At 69.7% G+C, this 22,473-nt stretch carries 19 protein-coding genes; 9 read left to right on the top strand and 10 right to left on the bottom strand.

Translation table 11 applies throughout. The annotated features are described in order from the left end of the window. Positions 1-39: 39 nt before the first annotated feature. From OXR63_RS16740 to OXR63_RS16725, 4 genes are all read right to left on the bottom strand, one after another. Entirely contained in the window at positions 40-252 is a 213-nt protein-coding gene (locus OXR63_RS16740; RefSeq protein ID WP_267425143.1) for a hypothetical protein, read from the bottom strand. 45 nt (positions 253-297) lie between these two features. After that, positions 298-741 (bottom strand): MarR family winged helix-turn-helix transcriptional regulator, encoded by a 444-nt coding sequence (locus tag OXR63_RS16735; protein WP_267425141.1) that lies wholly within the window; start codon positions 739-741, stop codon positions 298-300. Between the two features lie 126 nt (positions 742-867). Next, positions 868-3,558, bottom strand: coding sequence for an MMPL family transporter (locus tag OXR63_RS16730; RefSeq protein ID WP_267425140.1), 2,691 nt, complete (start codon positions 3,556-3,558; stop codon positions 868-870). 73 nt (positions 3,559-3,631) lie between these two features. Then, positions 3,632-4,273, bottom strand: a complete 642-nt coding sequence (locus OXR63_RS16725) for a TetR/AcrR family transcriptional regulator (protein WP_194661707.1) — start codon at positions 4,271-4,273, stop codon at positions 3,632-3,634. Positions 4,274-4,409: 136 nt separating this feature from the next. Here OXR63_RS16725 and OXR63_RS16720 point away from each other — a divergent pair, with 136 nt between their 5' ends. After that, the gene (locus tag OXR63_RS16720; RefSeq protein ID WP_267425135.1) at positions 4,410-5,891 is read left to right on the top strand and encodes a mannitol dehydrogenase family protein; all 1,482 of its coding nucleotides are present in this window, start codon (positions 4,410-4,412) and stop codon (positions 5,889-5,891) included. Positions 5,892-6,046: 155 nt separating this feature from the next. Continuing rightward, on the top strand, positions 6,047-7,015 hold the full coding sequence (gene bla, locus OXR63_RS16715) for a class A beta-lactamase (RefSeq protein WP_267425132.1): 969 nt from the start codon (positions 6,047-6,049) through the stop codon (positions 7,013-7,015). Here the strand turns inward: bla and OXR63_RS16710 are convergent. Further along, positions 6,981-7,967: an alpha/beta hydrolase gene (locus OXR63_RS16710; RefSeq protein ID WP_267425131.1), complete on the bottom strand. Its 987-nt coding sequence runs from the start codon at positions 7,965-7,967 to the stop codon at positions 6,981-6,983. The genes bla and OXR63_RS16710 overlap by 35 nt on opposite strands. An 81-nt stretch (positions 7,968-8,048) precedes the next feature. On the opposite strand from OXR63_RS16710, the gene OXR63_RS16705 reads away from it, so the two are divergent. Continuing rightward, complete coding sequence (locus tag OXR63_RS16705) at positions 8,049-8,315, top strand: hypothetical protein (protein WP_194661711.1); 267 nt, start codon at positions 8,049-8,051, stop codon at positions 8,313-8,315. Between the two features lie 75 nt (positions 8,316-8,390). Here the strand turns inward: OXR63_RS16705 and OXR63_RS16700 are convergent, their stop codons facing one another. Next, a complete protein-coding gene (locus tag OXR63_RS16700) occupies positions 8,391-9,413 on the bottom strand; it encodes an ABC transporter substrate-binding protein (RefSeq protein ID WP_267425128.1) in 1,023 nt (340 codons plus the stop codon). An 86-nt stretch (positions 9,414-9,499) separates the two neighbouring features. Between OXR63_RS16700 and OXR63_RS16695 the strand changes: the two genes are divergently transcribed. Next, positions 9,500-10,252, top strand: a complete 753-nt coding sequence (locus OXR63_RS16695; protein ID WP_267425126.1) for a hypothetical protein — start codon at positions 9,500-9,502, stop codon at positions 10,250-10,252. A gap of 184 nt (positions 10,253-10,436) precedes the next feature. On the opposite strand, the gene OXR63_RS16690 is transcribed toward OXR63_RS16695, so the two are convergent. From OXR63_RS16690 to OXR63_RS16680, 3 genes are read right to left on the bottom strand one after another with little or no spacing between them, the layout of a single operon-like run. Continuing rightward, positions 10,437-11,351 carry a carbohydrate ABC transporter permease gene (locus tag OXR63_RS16690; protein ID WP_267425124.1) on the bottom strand — a complete coding sequence of 305 codons (915 nt, stop codon included), beginning with the start codon at positions 11,349-11,351 and terminating at the stop codon, positions 10,437-10,439. A 1-nt stretch (position 11,352) separates the two neighbouring features. Further along, positions 11,353-12,318, bottom strand: coding sequence for a carbohydrate ABC transporter permease (locus tag OXR63_RS16685; RefSeq protein ID WP_194661715.1), 966 nt, complete (start codon positions 12,316-12,318; stop codon positions 11,353-11,355). A gap of 54 nt (positions 12,319-12,372) precedes the next feature. After that, positions 12,373-13,740, bottom strand: a complete 1,368-nt coding sequence (locus OXR63_RS16680; RefSeq protein ID WP_267425122.1) for an extracellular solute-binding protein — start codon at positions 13,738-13,740, stop codon at positions 12,373-12,375. Positions 13,741-13,964: 224 nt separating this feature from the next. On the opposite strand from OXR63_RS16680, the gene arfA reads away from it, so the two are divergent. Further along, positions 13,965-15,467 carry an arabinosylfuranosidase ArfA gene (arfA, locus tag OXR63_RS16675; protein WP_267425119.1) on the top strand — a complete coding sequence of 501 codons (1,503 nt, stop codon included), beginning with the start codon at positions 13,965-13,967 and terminating at the stop codon, positions 15,465-15,467. Between the two features lie 415 nt (positions 15,468-15,882). Here the strand turns inward: arfA and OXR63_RS16670 are convergent, their stop codons facing one another. Further along, complete coding sequence (locus tag OXR63_RS16670; protein WP_267425147.1) at positions 15,883-16,869, bottom strand: LacI family DNA-binding transcriptional regulator; 987 nt, start codon at positions 16,867-16,869, stop codon at positions 15,883-15,885. Between the two features lie 272 nt (positions 16,870-17,141). On the opposite strand from OXR63_RS16670, the gene OXR63_RS16665 reads away from it, so the two are divergent. From OXR63_RS16665 to OXR63_RS16650, 4 genes are all read left to right on the top strand, one after another. Further along, the gene (locus OXR63_RS16665) at positions 17,142-18,077 is read left to right on the top strand and encodes a carbohydrate ABC transporter permease (protein ID WP_267425117.1); all 936 of its coding nucleotides are present in this window, start codon (positions 17,142-17,144) and stop codon (positions 18,075-18,077) included. Then, positions 18,074-19,051 carry a carbohydrate ABC transporter permease gene (locus tag OXR63_RS16660; protein ID WP_374116151.1) on the top strand — a complete coding sequence of 326 codons (978 nt, stop codon included), beginning with the start codon at positions 18,074-18,076 and terminating at the stop codon, positions 19,049-19,051. The genes OXR63_RS16665 and OXR63_RS16660 overlap by 4 nt, the downstream gene beginning before the upstream one ends. 95 nt (positions 19,052-19,146) lie before the next feature. Further along, entirely contained in the window at positions 19,147-20,481 is a 1,335-nt protein-coding gene (locus tag OXR63_RS16655; protein ID WP_267425116.1) for an ABC transporter substrate-binding protein, read from the top strand. 167 nt (positions 20,482-20,648) lie between these two features. Then, the coding region (locus tag OXR63_RS16650; RefSeq protein WP_267425115.1) for a glycoside hydrolase family 35 protein at positions 20,649-22,473 on the top strand (1,825 nt) is incomplete at its 3' end.

Here is a 22,473-nt window from a genome sequence, read left to right as displayed (position 1 = left end):
TGGTCTGCCCCCGCGACTGACGGCGCCGTGTCGGCGCCGTCAGTCGCGGGGGCAGACCAGCGTGGAGGAGCGGACCTGGCCCTCGGGACGGATCACCTGGTGGCGGGAGAGCGGCTTGTGGCAGATGGGGCAGCCGCGGTCGACGGAGCGGTCGTCGACGCCTTCGTCGTGCCCGGCGCCGATCTGCGAGGGGCCCATCTTGTCGATCAGCGTCGTGTTCCACCGCTGGTACCACTGTCCGAAGCGTCCCATCCCCTGTCCTCCCGTTCGTCCACTCATCATTGTCGCACGAACGATCTAGACCGTGTCGACGACGTCGAGCAGGGCGGTGAGTTCGTCCTTGAGCGCCTCGAGCCGGGCGACGGGCCAGCCGAGCCGGTCGGCCACCGCGACGGGCACGGCTCCGGCGCGTTCGCGCAGGGCTCGTCCGGCCGTGGTCAGGGACACCTCGAGCTGTCGTTCGTCCGCCGTGCTGCGGGTGCGGCGGAGGTACCCGGCGGCCTCGAGGCGCTTCAACAGCGGACTCAACGTGGCGGAGTCGAGGCGGAGCTCCTGCGCGATGGCCCGCACCGAGCGCGGGTCGTGCTCCCAGAGGGCGAGCATCACGAGGTACTGCGGGTGCGTCAGCCCGAGGGGGTCGAGCAGGTCGCGGTAGAGCCCGATCACGCTTCGGCTCGTGGCGGCGAGTGCGAAGCAGAGCTGCCGGTCGAGGGCGAGGGGATCGAGCTCGGTGGAGGCCATGCCCCCACGATACCGTTCGTGCGCGAAGGACCTTCGGTCTCGCCGCCCCCACCACGTGAGATCGCAGTCCGTGTCGCCTCCGGAACGGGGGAGGCGACATGAACTGCGATTTCGGGGTGGGTGGGACTACTCCGCGCGGTGGGAGGGCACGTGGCCCGACTCGTGCGGGTTGGCGTCCGGTGCCACCGGCAGGGCGTGCGTGCCCGTGTGGGTGTCCTCCTGGGTGCTGCGGCCGTCACCCGGGTGCGACCGCTCGAGCTTGGCACCCTCCACGTCGACGTCCGGCACGATGCGGTCGAGCCACTTCGGGAACCACCAGGCGCTCGAGCCGAGCAGGTGCATCGCGGCCGGGATGAGCAGCATGCGGACGACGAACGCGTCGACGAGCACACCGAACGCCAGACCGAACCCGATCGGCTTGATCGTGGAGGAGTCCGAGAAGATGAACCCGGCGAACACGGAGATCATGATGATCGCCGCTGCCGTGACCACCGCGCGACCGGCGTGCAGCCCGCGCTGGACCGCCACCTTCGCGCTCGCTCCGTGGGCGTACGCCTCGCGCATGCCCGACACCAGGAACAGCTGGTAGTCCATCGCCAGGCCGAACAGGATGCCGATCTCGATGATGGGCAGGAAGCTCAGGATCGGCGCGGGGTCGTGCACGCCGAAGACGCTGCCGAACCACCCCCACTGGTAGATCGCCGTCAGGCCGCCGAAGGCCGCGAGGACCGACAGGATGAAGCCCGCCGTCGCCGTGATCGGGACCAGGAAGGACCGGAACACGACGATCAGGATGATGAGGGACAGCCCGACCACGACCGCCAGGTAGAGCGGCAGCACGTTCGAGAGCTTCTCGGACACGTCGATGTTGGCGGACGCGTTGCCCGCGACGCCGAGGGTGGCCTTCCCGTCGTCGACGCTCACCTTCTGCGTCCGGAGGTCCTTGACGAGGTCCTCGGTCGAGATGCTGTCCGGGCCGCCGTTCGGCTTCACCTGGAACGCGATGATGTCGCGGGCCTTCGAGGCGCCGATCGGCAGCACGGCGTCGACGTCGTCGTTCTTCGCGATCGCCTGGCCGATGGTGACCTCGGTCGCGGTGACGTCGTCCTTGCTGATCGCGTTCGGCAGGGTGGCCACGACGAGGAGCGGGCCGTTCTGGCCGGCGCCGAACTCCTTGCTGAGCGTCTTGTACGCCTTGTACTGGCTGGAGTCGACGGCCTCCGAGGAGCCCGACGGCAGTCCGAGGCGCATCTGCGTGGCGGGGAGCGCGATCGTGCCGAGCACCGCGACGCCGGCGACGAGCGTGATGACCGCGCGCCAGGTCGACATGGGCTTGTTCGGGACGCGGGTCGAGCCGGTGTTGCCGATCCGCGTCCGTTCCTTCTTCCGGAGGATCCGCATGCCGATGATCGACAGCAGCGCCGGGGTGAAGGACGTGGCGATGAGGATGGCGAAGAACACCGCGACGGCGCCCACCGTGCCCATCAGGCCGAGGAACGGGATGCCGGTGATGTTGAGCGCCAGCAGGGCGACGATGACCGTCGCGCCGGCGAACACCACGGCGTTGCCGGACGTGCCGTTCGCCAGCCCGATCGACTCGTGCACGCCCATGCCCTGCTTCAGCTGGGTCCGGTGGCGGTTCAGGATGAACAGCGAGTAGTCGATGCCGACCGCCAGGCCCAGCATCACCCCCAGCACCGGCGTGACCGAGATGAACTCGACGAGGCTGGAGAACGACAGGGCCGCGAGCGACGCCACCCCGATGCCGAGCACGGCGCTGACGAGCGGCACCGCGGCACCGACGAGCGTGCGGAGCATCAGGAACAGCACGATCGCGGCGACGATGACGCCCGCGATCTCGCCCGGGCCGAGGATCGACGGGACGCCCTGGGCGATGTCGTTCGACACGTACACGCGGACGCCGTCGATCTTCGCTGCGTCGGCCTTGTCGGAGATCGCGGTCTTGGTGCTCTGCGGCACCTCGTACGTCGACTTGGTGAACTGCACGGTGCCGATCGCGGCGCTGCCGTTCGAGGAGACGAAGCGGATGTCCTTCGACAGGTCGAGCAGGTCGGACCCCTGCTCGAGCTCCTTCGCGTTGTCGTCGAGCTTCGTGGTGTTCGCGTCGATCTTCTGCTGTGCCTCGGTGAGCTGCTGCTCGCCGGAGGTGATCTGGGCCTGCTGGGCGTCGATCTGTGCCTGGGCCTGGGCGAGCTGTGCCTGGGCGGCCTGAGCCTGTGCCGCTGCGCCGGAGGCCGCTGCGCCGGTGGTCGCTGTGCCCGACGCCGACGCTGCGGACAGCTGCTGCTTCTGGGCGTCGAGCTTCGCCTGCGCGTCGGCGATCTGCTGCTTGCCGGACTCGAGCTGCGCCTTCTGGGCGTCGAGCTGCGCCTGGCCGTCCTTGATCTGCTGGCGGCCGTCGCTGATCTGCTTGCGGCCGTCGACGATCTTCTGGCGCTGGTCGTCGAGCTGCTTCTGCGTGCTGAACCCCGAGGTCGCCCCCTTGACGCCGTTCAGGTCCTCGAGGTCCGTGAGGAAGTCGTCGACCCCGCTCTTCTGCGCGCTGGTGAAGGCCTTGCCGTCGGTCGTCTCGAAGACGAGCGTGCCGTTCCCGCCGTTGGCGCTCGGGAACTTGTCCGCGAGCTGGTCCTGCACCTGGCTGGTCTTGGTGTTCGGGATGGTGATCGACGAGGAGATCGTCCCCGCGAACAGGGCGTACGTCCCGCCGGTGATCCCCAGGATCACGATCCAGGCGATGATCACGAGCCAGTGCCGTCGGGCGGCGAATCGTCCGAGGCGGTAGAGCAGACCGGCCATGGGGTGCCCCGTTCCTTTCGTAGTGGGTGGTGCGTGTGGAGTGGGGTACGCCGGTGGACCCCCGGTGGTGCTGTCAGTGGGCGGGCAGGTACCCGCTGCGGACGCTGTGCACGAGTCGTGCGAGCAGGGCGTCCCAGTCGTCGAGGGCGTCCTGGTCGAGTCGCGGCCCGGTCGTGGTGAGCCAGTGTTCCGCGATGACGACGATGCCGCTCATGAGCGAGTCGACGAGCAGTGCCGCGTCGAGTTCGTCGGCGGCGGGGTGGCGTCGGATGACCTCGACACGGAGACGGTCGGTCACCCGGGCGAAGGCGGTCTGCGTGAGGATCGCCGCCTTGGCGTCGGTCTCCTCGTCCGGTTCCCCGAGGATCGTCGCCATCCGGGCGATGGCGGGCGCCAGGTCGGCGCCGCGGGCCGCTGACTCGAGCTCGTCGAACATCGAGGAGCGGGAGCCGTCCCCGACCGGGGTGTTGGCGATGTCACCGAGGAACCGGTCGATGATCACCGAGAGCACCTCTTCGCAGACCGTCAGCAGGATCTCGTCGAGCGAGGAGAAGTGGTTGAACACCGTGCGCCGGGCGACGTCGGCGCGAGCGGCGAGCTCGTCGACGCTGAACCCCCGTCCGCCGCGCTCGTCGACGAGGTCGCGAGCTGCCTGCAGGATCGCCGCACGGTGCTTCGCCTTGAGGGCAGCACGGCGGTCGATCGACAGGGTCATGGATGCAACACTAGGTGCAACGATGCACTCAGTGCACCGAAGCGGAGCGGACGCTCAGTCTTGTCCCCCGCAGCCGGTGGAAGACTGGCGGAACGGCCAGCGAGACCGGCCGACCGACCAGTACGAAGGAGTACCGATGTCCGTCCCCCTGTCCCCGGCCACACTCGACGAGATCGCCGCGGCGGGCGTCGCCGTCCCGACCTACGACCGCACCGGGATCACCGCCGGCATCGTCCACTTCGGCGTGGGCGGATTCCACCGGGCGCACCAGGCGATGGTCATCGACCGGCTCCTGCAGCGGGGCGAGGCCCGGGAGTACGGCATCTGCGGTGTCGGGGTCCTCGAGCAGGACCGCCGCATGGCCGACGCGATGCGGACACAGGACGGGCTCTACACGCTCGTCCTCAAGCACCCGGACGGCACCCGCGAGGCCAGGGTCATCGGCAGCATCGTCGACTACCTGCTCGCCGTCGACGACCCGGACGCCGTCGTCGAGAAGATGGCGTCACCGGAGACGAGGATCGTCAGCCTGACCATCACCGAGGGCGGGTACAACTTCGACCACGTCACCGGCGCGTTCGTCGAGGACGAACCCGGCGTGGTCGCGGACGTCGACGGGGACACCCCGCCGCGCACCGTCTTCGGCCTCGTCGTGGCGGCCCTCCGTCGCCGACGTGACCGGGGCCTGGAGCCCTTCACGGTGATGTCGTGCGACAACATCCAGGGGAACGGCCACGTCGCCCGGGCGATGTTCACCGCCTTCGCCCGCCTGCAGGACCCGCGGTTCGCGGAGTGGATGGACGAGCACGTCTCCTTCCCGAACTCGATGGTCGACCGGATCACTCCCGTCACCACCGACGAGGACCGTGCCGCGGTGCGCGACGACCTCGGCATCGAGGACGCCTGGCCCGTCGTCGCCGAGCCCTTCTTCCAGTGGGTGCTCGAGGACGACCACCCCGCCGGACGCCCGGCGTACGAGGACGTCGACGTGCAGATCGTCGCGGACGTCGAGCCCTACGAGCTGATGAAGCTGCGGCTCCTCAACGCCTCGCACCAGGGCCTGTGCTACTTCGGCTACCTCTCCGGCCACCGCTACGCCCACGAGGCCACGCAGGACCCGGCCATCGCGACCTTCCTCCGTCGGTACATGGACGAGGAGGCCACCCCGACGCTGCAGCCGGTGCCCGGCATCGACCTCGACGACTACAAGGCGACGCTCATCGAGCGCTTCCAGAACCCCGAGGTCCGCGACACCCTGGCCAGGCTCTGCGCCGAGTCGAGCGACCGGATCCCGAAGTGGCTGCTGCCGGTCGTCCGTGAGAACCTCCGATCGGGTGGACCTGTCGCCCTGTCGGCCGGGATCGTCGCGTCCTGGGCCAGATACGCCGAGGGCACGGACGAGTCGGGGGAGCCGATCCAGATCGTCGACCGCCTGGCCGAGTCCCTCAACCGCGTCGCCCTGACCCAGCGGGAGGACCCGCTGGCCTTCATCGCGAACCGGCAGGTGTTCGGGGACCTCGTCGACGACGAGCGGTTCGTCGCGGCGTACCACGACGCCCTCGACGGGCTCGTCCGCGACGGTGCGCACGCCACGGTGGAGCGGCTGTCGCGTTCCTGACGCGGGTGCCGTGCCCGAGGCGCGGTGGCGGGGTCCGTGGTTGCGGGGGAGCTCCGTGCGGGGTTGCACACACCGTGCGGCGCGACGGGCTCGCACCACGTGGGCAACCCCGCACGGGTTGCAGGAGCCCGCACCGTGCGAGGGAGGATGGCGGCATGCGATCGACGTCGAGGGTGTCCGCTGCGGCCGTGGGGCTCGCGGTGGCCCTCGCGCTGACCGGGTGCAGTGGGACGACAGCGTCCCCGACCGTGTCGCCGACGTCCGGTGCGACGCCCACGACGAGCGCTCCACCCGCGACCCCGACGTCCGTCGCGACCTCGTCGCCCGAGTCCGACCGCGCCTTCCGCGTGCTCGAGCGCGACCACGGTGCCCGGATCGGCGTCGTTGCGATCGACACCGGTACCGGCAGGCAGGTCGCCTGGCGGGCGGGGGAGCGCTTCGCGTTCGCCTCGACGAACAAGGTCTTCATCGCGGCGGCACTGCTCGCGCGGTCCTCGGACGCCGACCTCGACACCGTGGTGCACTACGACCGAGCAGACCTGGTGGCCCACGCCCCCGTGACGAGTCAGTCCGTCGACACCGGGATGACGGTGCGGGCGCTCCTGGACGCGATGCTCCGCTCCAGCGACAACACGGCGGCGAACCTGCTCGTGGAGCGGGTCGGTGGGCCGGGCGAGGTGCAGCGGTTCCTCCGCGACCTCGGCGATCGGACGACGAACGTCGACCGCGTCGAGCCCGAGCTGAACGAGGCCACCCCGGGTGACGCGCGGGACACCACCACGCCCGCGCAGTTCGCGGCCGACCTGCGGGACGTCCTCCTCGGATCGGCGCTCGATCCGTCCGATCGGAGGATGGTGCGCGAGACCATGCTCGGCAACACCACGGGGGACGCGACGATCCGGGCGGGGGTCGACCCCGGGTGGTCCGTGGCGGACAAGACCGGGACGGGGTCGTACGGCGTCCGCAACGACATCGGCATCGTGTCCCCGACGGGCCGTTCGCCGATCGTGGTGGTCGTGATGACGAGCAAGGACACCGCCGACGCGGAGCCGGACGACGCCCTGGTGGCCGCGGCGACGAGGACGGCGGTCACCGCGGCAGGGTCTCCGCCCAGCGCCCGATGACGTCGTAGGCACGTTCCCGGACGTCCGGCTCGGAGAGCACCACGTCGTGCAGCGCGCCGCGCAGCCGTCGGACGGTGACCTCGTCCCCGAGCGACAGTGCGCGCCGGGCGACGGCGTCCACGTTCAGGGCGACGTCCGCGTGGGCCATGCCCTCGTTCCACCGCGGCTGGAGCATGCTCTTGTCGCTCAGCATGACCAGGACCGGGAAGGGCACGCCCAGCCCGCGCTCCACGGTGTGCTGCCCGGCGAAGACCGCTGCGAGCCATCCAGGGTGCAGCGGGAAGCCGCGTTCTGGACGCCAGTGTTGGTCGTAGGTCCAGCTGCCCTCGCCGGTGCTCGAGACCGTCCGGGTGTAGAACCCCGGGTCGACGGCCGGGATCGGGGCGAGCGGGTTGCGGCGCGCGCCGAGGCGGATGAGCGGCGCCACCAGCGTGCGACCGACCGCGTCGCCCTGGAACTCGAGCCACGGGCTGTTCAGCACCAGGCCGTCGACGAGGTCCTGGTGCCTGGACGCCCAGAGCGCGAGGGTGAGCCCGCCCGTCGAGTGCCCCATCGGCACCAGCCGCCGGCGCGGACCGTGGTGCTCGGCGGCGATGGCGTCGAGCGCCGCGTGGATGTCGTCGTCGTACACCCCCAGGTCGTCGGCGCCGCCGGGTGTCTGTCCGGGCCGGAGGCTCCTCCCGTACTTCCGGAGGTCGAGGGCGTGGAACCGGGCGCCGAGTCGTTCGACGCGCTCGGCGAGCTCGGTCTGGAAGAAGTAGTCGGACCAGCCGTGCACGTACAGCACGTCGGTGCCCTGGAGCGGCCCGCGCTGGTGCAGCAGGTCGGCGGGCGTCCGTCGTCGCCGGACGAGCGTCGCGACGACGGGGCCCTCCGCGTCCGCTCCGAGCGGCAGCTCCAGCTGTTCGTACGACGGGCCGAGGACGTCCTGGACCCAGCCCGATCGCGTCATGCTCCGTTCCTACAGGAACACGCTCCGCCAGGGACACGCTCCACTGCGCGGCGCTCAGCGGTCGCACGTACGCTCGTCGTCATGTCTGACTTCACCGCCGCACAGGCCGCCGTCGTCCGCATCGAGCGCGCCGAGGAGGGGCGCTGGGACCTCAGCGTCATCAGTGACAGCGGCGTGCGCATGGGCCACGGCGAGTACCTCTTCGAGGCCGACCAGGACGACGCGCAGAGCGAGATCGCCGCGGCCGCCGAGTTCGTGCGCGGCTACGGGTTCCGTTTCGAGTCCGACGCGGTCGTGGGTGACGGTCCGGACGCCTTCTGGGCACCCCTGCTGCCGCTCGACGCCTGACGCGCGACGCCTGACGCCTGACGCCTGACGCCTGGTGCCGACCGCCGCGGAGCAGCCGGCGCCACCGCCAGCGCGTTAGGACACCGTCCGGCTGTCCTCGAGCCACCCGGCGAGTTCCGTCATCGCCGCTGCCTGTGACGCGTAGTCGAGCCCCGGCACCGGCCAGCTGTGCACCTGCCCGGCGACGAGCGCCGGATCGTCGGCGAAGGTCGGTCGCGCGAGGAGTTCCCGGACCTGGTACCCGTCCGGGGAGAGCAGGATCACGTCCCCGTCGACCTTGCCCGCGTTCGCCCAGCTGAAGACACCCCAGTAGAAGCCCGTCGGACTCGGATCCACCAGGTCGACGCCGAGGCTGTCGTACAGCTGCAGCGTCGGCTCGTCGGCGGGACGGGTGACGTACACGCCGTCGGCGTCGGCGTACATCGAGACGACCCGGAGGTCGCTACCATCGGCGGCGTCCGACAGCGCAGAACGTGCGGCGTCGAACGCCTGCTCCGCGGTGTCGACGGTCGACCGGGCAGCGCCGAGCGCCTCCGCCAACCGGGTGACCTGCCGGACGGCGTCGAGGCCCTTCCCGCCCCACTCCACGCGGAGGACGGGTGCGATCTTGCCGATCTCGTCCTGCCTGGTGCGGCTCGCGAACCCGGTGCCGAGGGCGTCGGCGTCCACGGATCCGTCCGTCGGGTACACCGACGTCACGACGAGGTCCGGCTCGAGGTCTCCGAGCCGGTTCAGGTCCACGTCCCCGTCGTCCGTCCCGACCTCGGTGATGCCGGTGGTGTCGAGGTCGTCGAACCGGGCATCCTCCGACAGGGGGACCCTCCCGAAGGTGCCGACGGGGTGCAGGCCGTACTGCAACAAGGAGACGGCGAGGTCGTCCACCACGACGATGCGCTCGGGCCGGTGGTCGAGTTCGATGGTGGTGCCGGTCGCATCCCTGAACGACCAGGCGTCAGCAGCCGGACGGGGACGGGCATCAGCGCTGCTCGTGGGCCCCGTCACCGTGGTCCCGCCCGTGCAGCCCGCGAGCAGCATGACGCCGACGACCACGGCGGTCAGCAGACCGGCGCGACGGCCGCCGGATCGGGTGGACTCCACGGCACGAGAGCGTATCCGACACTCCTCGCACGAGCCCGACGACGCCTGACCCGTCCGCGACCCCGAGGCCGTGCCAGAATGGTGGCATGGGGACGGTACGGGGGACGATGGTCGTCGGCGCGGTCGTGGCAGCGGTGCTGCTGATGACCGGGTGTGCGCAGGGGATGGACGACGCGGCACCGTCGGCGCACGCCACGTCCCGCACCACACCGATCCGCACTCCCATGCCGACGCCGACTCCCACGCCGACGGCGACGACTCCGCCGATCGCGCAGGCCCTGCCGGACACGGTCGACGCGGGCACGGTGGCCTCCGGCGTCTCCGCCACGGCGTCGGCGACCGGCCCGTCGAACGTGGCGTTCCACACCGAGGGGCAGTTCGCCGTCGTGATCGAGCTTGACTGCTCGACGTGCACCGGCACCGCGACGGTCACCGCGCCGGGGCGGATGTCCCCGTTCGGCCGCGCCACTGCGCCCCTCACGGCCTCGTTCCTGACGGCGGTGTTCCGGGACGACGCCCCGGACCAGACGGTGATCGTCGACGCGCAGGGCCCGTGGTCGGTCACGATGCGCAGCTGGAACGACCTGCCTGCCGTCGCGGGAGCGCAGTCGGGCACGGGGCCGGCGGTGCTGTACCTGCAGGACGACGTGTCGCACGTGGCCGTCGACTTCCGGCCAGCCAGCGCCGACGACTCCTTCAACGCCCGGGCCTTCACGACGTCGGACGACACTCAGGTGTTCGGGGACAGCGGGGCCTTCGCGAAGCAGTTCGACGTCGACCTGCCCGGCGTCATCGCGATCCAGACGAACGGCACGTGGACGGTCACACCCGTTCCCTGACCCGGACGCCGTGGTCATTCCTTCCCCTGACGCTCGCGATGGCATGTCGTTCCGCGCGTTGCAGGTCAGAACACCCGACCCGCTACGCGCGATTCGACTCACTGCGCGCGAATTCACCCACCACGGACGGACGGGAGGCCCGGTGCCAGCTGGCACCGGGCCTCCCGTCCGTGGTGTGGTCGGGTCAGCCCTTCAGGCCGGAGCCGGTCACGCCCTCCACGATCTGCCGCTGGAAGATCAGGTAGAGGATGATCAGCGGCAGCGCCGCGAGCAGCGCACCCGCCTGGATGTCGGCGTAGCGCTGGCCGAAGCTGCCCTGGACCGTGGCGAGCCCGACCGGGATCGTCATGAGGTCCGGGTTCGACAGCACGAACAGCGGCAGCAGCAGGTTGTTCCACACCCCGACGAAGGTCAGGATCGTGACGGCTGCGATCACGGGACGTGACAGCGGCAGGATGACCGACCAGTAGACCTTCCAGATGCCCGCGCCGTCGATGCGGGCCGCTTCCTCGAGCTCGCGGGGGATGCCGTCGAAGAACTGCTTGAAGATGAACACCGCGATCACGGCGGGCACCTGGGGGAAGATGACCGACCAGTACGTGTTCAGCAGGCCGACGGCGTTGAGTTCCTGGAAGATCGGGATGATCAGGACCTGGGTCGGGATCATGATGCCGAGGATGATGAGCAGGAACGCGACGTTCCGACCGCGGAACACCAGGCGGGACAGCGCGAACGCCGCCATCGAGGCGAACAGCACGGTCAGCAGTGCGGTGACGATGCTCGTGATGGCGCTGGCGAGGTACCAGTTCCAGATGTCGCCGGCCTGGAACAGTGCCGCGTAGGAGTGCAGCGTCGGGTTCCAGTTCGACAGGATCGAGTTTGCGCCCAGGGCCGCGACGCCGTTGTCGGACAGCGAGGTCTTCAGGGCGAACACGCTCGGGATGAGCCAGATGATCGCGAAGACCGTCAGGATGATGCCCGACGCGATCGTGAAGCCGCGGCCGCTGACGCCGATCTTGGCGGCGCTGGTGGGGGCGGCCGACGAGACGCCGGACCGGAACTTGGGCCGGTCGGTGGTGATGCTCTCGGTGGTGGTCATCTCAGGCTCCGATCTCACGCTTGGCGGCCACGCGCTCGATGACCTGCCGGATGACGGCGATCGCGACGATCACGATGAACAGGAGGACGGACGCGGCCGAGGCGGCGCCCAGCCGGTTGTCGGTGAAGCCGACGCCGGTGATGAGCTGCAGCGAGACCTGGGTCGAGATGCCCGGTCCGCCGTTCGTCATCAGGTAGACCTGGTCGAAGATCTTCAGGCTGGCGATGATCTGCAGCAGGATGACGAGGGTCGTCGTGCGGCCGAGGAGCGGCAGGGTGATCGACTTGATCTGCTGCCAGTTCGACGCACCGTCGACCGCGGCCGCTTCGTACAGCTCCCGGGGGATCTCCTGCAGGCCGGCCAGGTACAGCACGAAGTTGAAGCCGAGCGTCCACCACACGGTGGCGATGGCGACACCGATCATGGCCGTGTTCGGGCTCGCCAGCATGCCGGCGCCGGGGGTCAGCCCGAGCAGCGACTGCGCACTCGCCCAGAGGCCGGTGCTCGGCGTGAAGATGAACACCCAGATCAGCGAGATCGTCGCCGACGGCAGGATGAACGGCAGGAAGAACGCCAGGCGGAAGAACCACTGGCCCTTGTTCATCCGGTTCGTCAGCACGGCGAACACGAACGCCAGGATCACGAGCGGCGGGGTCGTGTAGAGCGTGAACTGCAGGGTGTGCCAGAGCGATGACCAGAAGTCGTCGCGTCCGAGCATCTCCGCGTAGTTCGCGAACCCGGCGAAGGTGCCGAGGCCGGTGCGCACCGTCGAGGTGTTGAAGAAGCTCGTGACGATCATCCAGATCGTCGGGCCGAGCAGGAAGGCGATGTAGAACAGGCCGAAGGGGGCCAGGAACAGCCAACCGCTGCGACCCTGGCCGCGGGTCAGGCTGGTGCGGTAGGTGCGCAGCTTCCGGGGCGCGCTCGCCGCGTCCGTGGGCCGGTCGAGGACAGGTGCTGTGGTCACGTCATCGTGCCTTTCGCAGGGTGTTCACGGCGTTCGTGGTGGTCGTCGGGCCGATCACAGCGGGCTCGGCGTGTTGAGGTAGGTCGAGAGCTGGGACTTGATCGCGCTCAGGGCGGCGGCGGGGGAGCTGCTGCCCTGCTGGACGAGCGCGAGCTGGGCGCCGACGGTGTTCTCGAAGGTGGAGCCGGAGCCGCCGTACCAGGCGGCGTCGTCGAACACGGCGGACTCGGCGGCCGAGGCGTAGTTCGACTGGGGCGTCAGCTTCTCGTACGCGGAGCTGTCGAACGTCGGCATGTACGCGGGGACGTGCCCGCCCTGTGCCCACGTGAGGCTCTGCTCGAGCATCTGCTTGATGAAGAGCATCGCGGCCTTCTTCTGCTCCGGCGTGCGGTCCTTCCGCGGCAGGATGAAGGTGTGGGAGTCGGCCTGGGTCGCCGGCTTGTCGAAGAGCTGCGGGATCGGCGCCATGCCGAACTTCAGCCCCTTGATCGACTGCGCGGTGCTGATCTCCCACTCGCCCTGCATGAAGAAGCCGGCCTTGCCGGTGAACATGAGCGTCTGCGCCGTGGCGTAGTCGAGGCCCTTGTTCAGCCAGCCGCTCTTGACCCACTTCTGGGTCATCTCGGTGACCTTCGAGTAAGCGTCCTCGTTCACCGTGAGCTTCGCGCCGCCGTCGCTGATGAACGGCGTGGCGCCCTGGATCTGGTTGTACATCGTCCAGAAGAAGCGCCACGGGGTGGCGATCTCGCTGACGTTCGCGACGTTCAGGGCCGTGCCGCCGGTGACCTTCGAGACGGCGGCGAGGGCGCTCTCGAAGGCGTCGATGCCGGTCAGGTCCTTGAGGTTGCCGTCGCCGTCGATCAGACCGGCCTTCTGGCACACGTCGACGTTGTAGAACAGCACGAAGGGGTGCGTGTCGAGCGGGACGCAGATGTTCTTGCCGTCGGTCTTCTGCGCGGTCCAGGCCTTCTGGTTGAAGTCGCTGGCGCTGAGCCCGACACCGGCCAGGTCGTCGGCCGTGATCGGGTCGAGCAGGTCGCCGTCCCAGAGCGGCTTCGCCCGGGTCAGGTGGGAGATGGCGACGTCCGGCGGCTTGTTCCCGACGGTGGCGAGTGTGACCTTGGAGTAGTACGGGTTGCCCCAGGCGAACGTCGTCGCCTGCAGGGAGCTGGAGCCACCGTGCTGCTTGGCGTAGCCGGCTTCCATCTCCTGCATGCGGAGACCGTCGCCGCCGCCGAAGAGGTTCCAGAAGACGAGCGTCTCCGGGTTGAGCGCACTGCCGGCGAGGCCCGCCGACAGTGGGCTCGAGCACGCGGCGAGGGGGAGGACGGTCGCTGCCGCCGCTCCGGCAGCCAGGAGGCTCCGCCGGGTGAAACCGGCGCCCCGTGACTGCGAGACGGGTGGTACGGGTCGGATCGGCATGGCATCACTCCATCGTGGGCCGGGCTGCGGAACACGTGGGTCAGTGCTCCGTGAGCGCTCACATTAGCCCCGCTGTCCGCGGCGCGCCACCCCTTTCGTCACGACATGGATACCGGTAGCGTTACGGCACAGGTGAGCGCTCACTCTCGAAGACGAGACCTCACCGTCGCACCGGGTGCAGCGCGCCCGGAGCCCACGAGCCAGCAGATGATCGAAGGAGATCCATGCCCCGCACACACCTCGTCCTCGACGCCGCGTTCACCGTGGGGCCGGTGCGCCGCCGCATCTTCGGTGGGTTCGTCGAGCACCTCGGTCGCCACGTCTACGACGGCATCCACGAGCCCGCCCACGAGAGCGCCGACGAGCACGGCTTCCGCAAGGACGTCATCGAGCTCGTCAAGGAGCTCGGCGTCACCACCATCCGCTACCCCGGCGGCAACTTCGTCTCCGGCTACAAGTGGGAGGACGGCGTCGGCCCGGTCGACCAGCGTCCCCGTCGCCTCGACCTCGCGTGGCACTCCACCGAGACCAACGAGGTCGGCCTGCACGAGTTCCAGCAGTGGCTCGACTCGGTCGGCTCCGAGATGATGCTCGCCGTCAACCTCGGCACGCGCGGCACCGACGCGGCCATCGAGCTGCTCGAGTACGCCAACATCCGCAGCGGCACCGCGCTCGCCGACCAGCGTCGTGCGAACGGTCGCGAGGAGCCCTTCGGCATCACCATGTGGTGCCTCGGCAACGAGATGGACGGCCCGTGGCAGCTCGGCCACAAGAACGCCGACGACTACGGCAAGCTCGCGGCGATGACCGCCAAGGGCATGCGCCAGATCCAGCCCGACCTGGAACTCGTCATCTGCGGGTCCTCCGGTGCGTCGATGCCGACGTTCGGTGAGTGGGAACGCACGGTCCTCGAGCACGCCTACGACGACGTCGACTACATCTCCGCCCACGCCTACTACGAAGAGGGCACCGACCTGCCGACCTTCCTGGCGTCCGGCGTCAACATGGACCGCTTCATCGACACGGTCACCACCGCGGCGGACCACGTCAAGGCCCACAAGAAGTCCGACAAGCGGATCGACATCTCGTTCGACGAGTGGAACGTCTGGTCGATCTCGAAGTGGAACGAGCAGCAGCAGACCTTCACGCTCGACGAGTGGCCCGTCGCCCCGCGTCTGCTCGAGGACATCTACACGGTGGCGGACGCCGTCGTCGTCGGTGGCCTGCTCATCTCGCTGCTGCGCCACGCGGACCGGGTCGCGTCGGCCTCGATCGCGCAGCTCGTCAACGTGATCGGCCCGATCATGACCGAGCCCGGTGGCGAGGCCTGGCGCCAGACCACCTTCTTCCCGTTCTCGCTGACCTCGCGGCTCGCCCACGGCACCTCGCTGCAGGTCATCGCGTCGGGTGACACGGTCGACGGCGGCACGTACGGCGAGGTCCCGGTCGTGGACTCCGCCGCCACGATCGAGGACGGCAAGGCCGCAGTGTTCCTGGTCAACCGCCACCCCTCGGAGAGCACGACGGTCACGATCGACCTGTCCGGGCTCGACGTCACGGGTGACGTCCACGCCGAGGGCGTCTGGGACGACGACCTGCACGCGGTCAACGACCTGACGAACACGTCGCGCGTTGGTCTCCGCACGAACGAGACGGCTCGCCGCGAGGGCGACATCGTCACGATCGAGCTCCCCCCGGTGAGCTGGACGGCGCTGTCGATCGGCTAGTCCCACACGGGGTCGTTCCCCGCTGAGCAGGTCGGAACGCGCGTACGAGGTCAGGACACCTGGCCTCGTACGCGCGTTCTCGCGTTCCGGCGCGGGCGTATCGGTCCGTTCCGTTCCGATCCTGCGCGAGTCGATCCGCGCGTGGGAGGTCGAATCGCGCGTAGCGGGTCCGATCTTCTGACCTCGTACGCGCGTTTCCGCATTCCAGTGCAGGTGCGATGGGAAGGAACGAACCACGGGACGGCCGGGAGGCTCGGTGCCAGGCCGGCACGAGCCTCCCGTCCGGCACGTGGTCCGGCCCGGTGCGCCGGCTCGCACGGTGCGGGGTCCCTCGCCCGGTGCGAGGTTGATCGCCCCGTGCGGGGACACGGGCGCGCACGGGGTGCGCAACCTCGCACCACGCGCCCGCCCCGCGCTACCGCGGCGGCGCCGCCGTGCTCGCGCGCACGACCAGGCGCACCGGGACGAGGTCCGTCGTGGCGACGACCGGGGCGCCCTCGATCTGGGCGAGGAGGTTCGAGACGGCGCGGCGACCGACCTCGTCGAAGGACTGGTGCACGGTGGTCAGCGGCGGCCAGAACGAGTCGGACTCCGGCGAGTCGTCGAAGCCCACCACGCTGAGGGAGTCCGGCACGGTGCGCCCGAGCTCGTGGCAAGCGCGGAGGATCCCGAGGGCGGTCTGGTCGTTCGCGGCGAACACCGCGGTGATCTCCGGGCGACGGGCGATCTCGAGGCCGGCGCGGTAGCCGGAGGACGTGTTCCAGTCCCCGTGGAACACCGGCGGGACGACCCGGTCGGCGCGCTCGAGCGTGGTCCGCCACGCAGCGAGCCGTCGAGCCGCCGAGTACGAGGACGACGGGCCCGCGACGTGCCACACCGTGTCGTGGCCGAGGTCGAGCAGGTGCTGCGTGGCGAGCCGGGCGCCGTCGTTCTGGTCGGTGTCGATCGCGGGGTGCTCGGTCGTGCCGGTGGAGTCGATGACCACCATCGGGACGCCGTCGGGCAGTGCGACCTCGGCGGTGTCGATGACGTGGGACTCGATGATGATCACCACGCCGTCGACGGCCTGCTCGTGCAGCCGGGAGAAGGCCGAGCGGACGCCCTCCTCGGTGCGGGAGGCCATCGGCAGCAGCGTGATCGTGAAGTCGGCGGCCCCGGCGGCGTCGGCGATGGCCTCGAGCGTGCGCATGTTGCCGAAGGACGCGAGCGTGAACATGATCACGCCGATCGTGCGGAAGCGCCCGGACCGCAGCGCCCGCGCGGCTCGGTTGGGGCGGTACCCGAGGGATGCCATCGCCTGCTGGACGCGGTCGCGGGTGTCGGGACTGACGTTGTCGAAGCCGCGTGCGACCCGCGACACCGTCTGCATCGAGACCCCGGCAGCGTCGGCGACGGCAGCCATGGACGGGGCGCGACGGCCGGTGGCGGACAGGTCGGTCGTCACGTCGCTCCTTCGTCGGGCGTGGCCGGACAGACGTCCGGGAGAGGAGCCGGAACACGAGCCGGCCGCTCCGAACGGTAACGCATGTTGACGTTGCCATGCTATCGTCGGCTCGTTCGATGTTGACGTCAACATCGACGTCCCCGAACGCAGCACCTGCGTTGCTGGACGCAGCAACCGCGTCCCACGCACGCACCAGCCGCGTCCCCGAACGCAGCAGACGAAGGAGTCACATGAGCACGCTCGCAGCGCGCACGGCCCCGGCCGGGTCGCCGGCAGCGCCACCGCGACGGCGGCCGAAGCCGAGGGGCCGGTTCACCGGATGGCTGTTCGTCGGACCGTTCGTCGTCGTCCTGGTCCTCATGCTCATCGTGCCGATCGGGTACGCGCTCTGGCTCAGCCTGTTCCGCGACCAGCTCGTCGGCGGCAACCAGTTCGTCTGGTTCGCCAACTACCTGCAGCTCTTCCAGGACTCGCAGTTCTGGTCCGGCTTCGGACGGGTCGTCGTGTTCCTGGTCATCCAGGTGCCGATCATGCTCGGGCTCGCACTCGTCGCCGCCCTCACGCTCGACAGCGCGCGGCTCTGGGGCGCGTCGTTCTTCCGCATCGCGGTGTTCCTGCCCTACGCGGTCCCCGGTGTCGTCGCAGCGCTCATCTGGGGCTTCATCTACGGCAACCAGTTCGGCCTCACCGGTGCTGCGAACGACGCGCTCGGCATCGACCTGCTGCAGCCGTTCAGCCCGACCTGGGTCCTCACGTCGATCGGCAACGTCGTCACGTGGGAGTTCCTCGGCTACAATATGCTGATCTTCTACGCGGCCCTCCGCACCGTCCCCGGCGAGCTGTACGAGGCCGCCGAGCTCGACGGCGCCGGCCCCCTGCGCACGGTGTTCTCGATCAAGCTCCCGGCCCTCCGCGGCCCGATGGTCATCGCCACGATCTTCTCGATCATCGGCAGCTTCCAGCTCTTCAACGAGCCGAACCTGCTGAAGACCCTCGCCCCGAACGTCATCGGCAGCTCCTTCACGCCGAACATGTACGCCTACTCGCTGTCCTTCAGTGGCCAGCAGTTCAACTACTCCGCCACCGTCGCCATCGTGATGGGCGTCATCACCGCCGTGATCGCCTACGTCGTGCAGGTCCGCGGCACCCGACAGGAGAACCGATGAGCACCCTGCAGCAGCCCGCCACCGGTCCCGCCGGGCCGGCCACGGTGACCGAGGCGACCACGACGCTCCGCGACGGCCGTGGCCGCGCGGGACGAGCCTCCCGGAAGGCGGACCAGCCCGTCGACGGCCGCAAGCCGAAGCGCTCCGGTCTCCTGACCGCCGTGATGATCGTCTTCGTCGTGTACTCGTTCGCGCCGCTGTTCTACCTGCTCGTGAACAGCACGAAGACGCAGTCGTCGCTGCTGTCCACCTTCGGCCTCTGGTTCGGCGGGCACTTCAACCTCTGGCAGAACATCGTCGACACCGTCACGTACAACGACGGCATCTTCCTGCAGTGGTTCGGCAACACGCTGCTCTACGTGGTCGTCGGTGCCGGCGGAGCGACGTTGCTCGCGACCGTCGCCGGCTACGGCATGGCGAAGTTCGCGTTCCCCGGCCGCCGCGCCGTGTTCGCGATCGTCCTCGGCGCCATCGCGGTGCCCGGCACGGCCCTCGCCGTCCCGACCTTCCTGCTCTTCTCGCAGGTCGGCCTGACCAACACCCCGTGGGCGATCATCCTGCCCTCGCTGATCAGCCCGTTCGGCATGTACCTGGTGTGGACGTACGCGGTCGACGCGATCCCGTCCGAGCTCCTCGAGGCCGCCCGCATGGACGGCGCGGGGGAGTTCCGGATCTTCTTCACGATCGCGCTCCGCCTGCTCGCCCCCGGTGTCGTCACCGTGCTCCTCTTCGCCGTCGTCGCGACGTGGAACAACTACTTCCTGCCGCTCATCATGCTGAGCGACCCGAAGTGGTACCCGCTCACCGTCGGCCTCAACCAGTGGAACGCGCAGGCCACCGGTTCCGGTGCGCAGCCGATCTACAACCTCGTCGTCACCGGTTCGCTCCTCACGATCATCCCGATCGTGGTCGCGTTCCTCTTCCTGCAGCGCTTCTGGCAGTCCGGCCTCGCCGCCGGGTCCGTCAAGGCCTGATCCCCGGCCGGGAGGCTCGGGGCGACCCCGCCACGCACCTCCGGTCCGCACGCTCCACAGCAGCATCCCCAACACGAAGAAGTGAAAGGCACCCCATGAAGACCACGGTCCGGCGCGGACTCAGCGCCCTCGCCATCGGCGTCACCGCCGCCATCGCCCTGGCGGCCTGCTCGTCCGGCGGCTCGTCCTCCGGCGGCTCCGCCTCGGACATCGACTCGGCGCTGTCCAAGGGCGGCACGCTGACCTACTGGTCCTGGACCCCGTCCGCGAAGGCCCAGGTCGCCGCCTTCGAGAAGCAGTACCCGAAGGTGGACGTCAAGCTCGTGAACGCCGGCACCGGTGCCGACCAGTACACGAAGCTGCAGAACACGATCAAGGCCGGCTCGGGTGCCCCCGACGTCGCGCAGGTCGAGTACTACGCGATCCCGCAGTTCTCGCTGTCCGAGTCGCTCCTCGACCTGTCGAGCTACGGCTTCGACGGGTTGAAGAACAAGTTCGCGGCGAGCACCTGGAACTCCGTGACCAACGGGGACAAGGTCTACGGCCTGCCCCAGGACTCCGGCCCCATGGCGCTGTTCTACAACAAGAAGGTCTTCGACGCGAACGGCATCACCGTCCCGAAGACGTGGGACGAGTACGTCACCGCGGCCGAGAAGCTGCACCAGGCCGACCCCGACGCGTACATCGCGGCGGACTCCGGTGACGCCGGCTTCACGACCAGCATGATCGCCCAGGCCGGTGGCACGCCGTTCACCACGAAGGGCGACAAGGTCACCGTCAACCTGCAGGACGAGGGCACCAAGAAGTGGACCTCGACCTGGAACGAGCTCGTCGAGAAGAAGCTGCTCGCCAAGACCGTCGGCTGGACCGACGACTGGTACAAGCAGCTCGGCAACGGCCAGATCGCGACGCTCATCACGGGCGCGTGGATGCCGGGCAACCTCGAGGCCAGCGTCGCCGACGCCAAGGGTGACTGGCGCGTCGCACCGATGCCGACCTACGACGGCTCGAAGGCCGTCACCGCGAACAACGGCGGCAGCGCCGAGGTCGTCATGAAGCAGACGAAGAACCCGGCCCTCGCCGCCGGCTTCCTCAAGTGGCTGAACTCGTCGAAGGCCTCCACGAAGATCTTCATGCAGTCCGGCGGCTTCCCGTCGACCACCGCTGACCTGGAGTCCTCGGCCTTCCTGAACCAGGAGCCGGAGTACTTCGGCGGCCAGAAGATCAACGAGGTCCTCGTCGACGCGTCGAAGTCCTCCGACAACGACTTCACCTACCTGCCGTACCAGGTGTACGCGAACAGCGTCTACGCCGACACCGTCGGGCAGTCCTACGAGAAGGGCACCTCGCTGGAGTCCGGGCTCGAGGCCTGGCAGAACTCGCTCGTGAAGTACGGCAAGCAGCAGGGCTTCACGGTCTCGACCAAGTAGCGCCAGCTCCACCACCGGAAGGGGCCGTGCGGACACCAGTCCGCACGGCCCCGCTCTCTGCACCGGGCCGCCTCAGCGGCCCTGCTCTCTGCACCGGGCCGCCTCGACGGTCCCGCTCTCTGCACCGGGCCGCCTCCACGGTCCCGCTCTGACGAAAGGCTCTGCCCATGCGCTTCGCGATCGGCGACACCGACTTCCTGCTCGACGGCGAGCCGCACCGGGTCCTCTCCGGCGCGATCCACTACTTCCGCGTCCACCCGGACCTGTGGGCCGACCGCATCCGCAAGGCCAAGCTGATGGGCCTGAACACCGTCGAGACCTACGTCGCCTGGAACGCGCACGAGGCCTCGCCCGGGCAGTTCGACTTCACCGGTGGGCTCGACCTCGGCCGGTTCCTCGACCTCGTCGCCGCCGAGGGCATGCACGCCATCGTCCGCCCCGGACCGTACATCTGTGCCGAGTGGACCAACGGCGGGCTGCCCTACTGGCTCTTCACCGACGGCACCGTGGGCATCCGCCGCGACGAGCCGCAGTTCCTCGCCGCCGTCTCGCGGTACCTCGACGCCCTCGCGCCGATCCTCATCCCGCGGCAGATCGACGCCGGCGGGACGGACGGTCCCGGCGGCCCGATCGTCCTCGTGCAGGTCGAGAACGAGTACGGCGCGTACGGCTCCGACCCCGTCTACCTGACCAAGCTCGAGGCGATGCACCGCGCGATCGGGCTCACCGTCCCGTTCACGAGCGTCGACCAGCCGATGGGCTCGATGCTCGAGGACGGCTCGCTGCCGTCACTGCACAAGACCGGGTCGTTCGGCTCCCGCTCCGAGTCGCGTCTGGCCCGGCTCCGGCAGGCGCAGCCCACCGGGCCCCTGATGTGCTCCGAGTTCTGGGACGGCTGGTTCGACAGCTGGGGCGAGCACCACCACACCACCTCGGCGTCGGACAGCGCCGAGGACCTCGACGTCCTGCTCGCCGCCGGTGGCTCCGTGAACGTCTACATGTTCCACGGCGGCACGAACTTCGGCTTCACGAACGGCGCGAACGACAAGGGCGTGTACCGACCGATCGCGACGTCGTACGACTACGACGCCCCGCTCGACGAGGCCGGCCGCCCCACCGCGAAGTTCCACGCCTTCCGGTCCGTCATCGAGCGCTACGCGCCCGTGCCGCCGCTGCCGGCCGCCATGGAACCCGGTGGGTCCGGTGTCCTGTCGACAGCCGACGAGTCCGGTGACGGATCCGGCCAGGAGGCTCCCATCGCCCCCGCCACGGACCTCGCCGTCCAGCTCGAGCGGTCCACGGCCCTCCGCACGCTGCTCCCGCAGCTCACGTCGTGGACCACGCACGAGACCACCCCGACGTTCGACGAGCTCGGTGCCGCGTCGGGCTTCGTGCTGTACCGCACCGAGGTCGACCTGCCCACCGGCGGTGTCCTCACCGTCGGGGGAGAGGTCCGCGACCGCGTCCTCGTCAGCGTCGACGGCCGCTCCGTCGGGGTCCTCGAGCGCGAGCACCACGACCGGGCCATCGCGCTCCCGCCGGTCACCGGGACGCTCGAGCTCCTCGTCGAGGACCAGGGCCGCGTCGACTACGGCACCCGGATCGGCGAGCCGAAGGGCCTGATCGGCGGCGTCACCGTCGACGGCGTGCCGCTGTCCCGCTGGACGGCGTCGCCGCTCGCGCTCGACCCGATGCCGACCGCGGCGCTCGACGTCCTGCGCGCGCTCGAGCCCGTCGGGTCCGCGGCCGGTGCCGACGTCCTGGCCGGACCCGTCGTGGCGCTCGGGTCGTTCGAGCTCGACACGGTGTCCGACCGGTACCTGGCGCTCGACGGCTTCCGCAAGGGCGTCGCCTGGGTGAACGGGTTCTGCCTCGGCCGGTACTGGTCGCGCGGGCCGCAGCAGACCCTCGCGGTGCCGGGGCCGGTCCTGCGTGCGGGTCGGAACGAGGTCGTCGTGTTCGAACTGCACGCGTCGGCGTCCCGCACCGTGC

Source organism: Curtobacterium sp. GC_Cur_3 (genome assembly GCF_026544205.1).
Lineage (GTDB): Bacteria > Actinomycetota > Actinomycetes > Actinomycetales > Microbacteriaceae > Curtobacterium.
The sequence above is the reverse complement of the archived record's forward strand: the minus strand, read 5'-3'. Positions and strand labels throughout refer to the sequence as shown.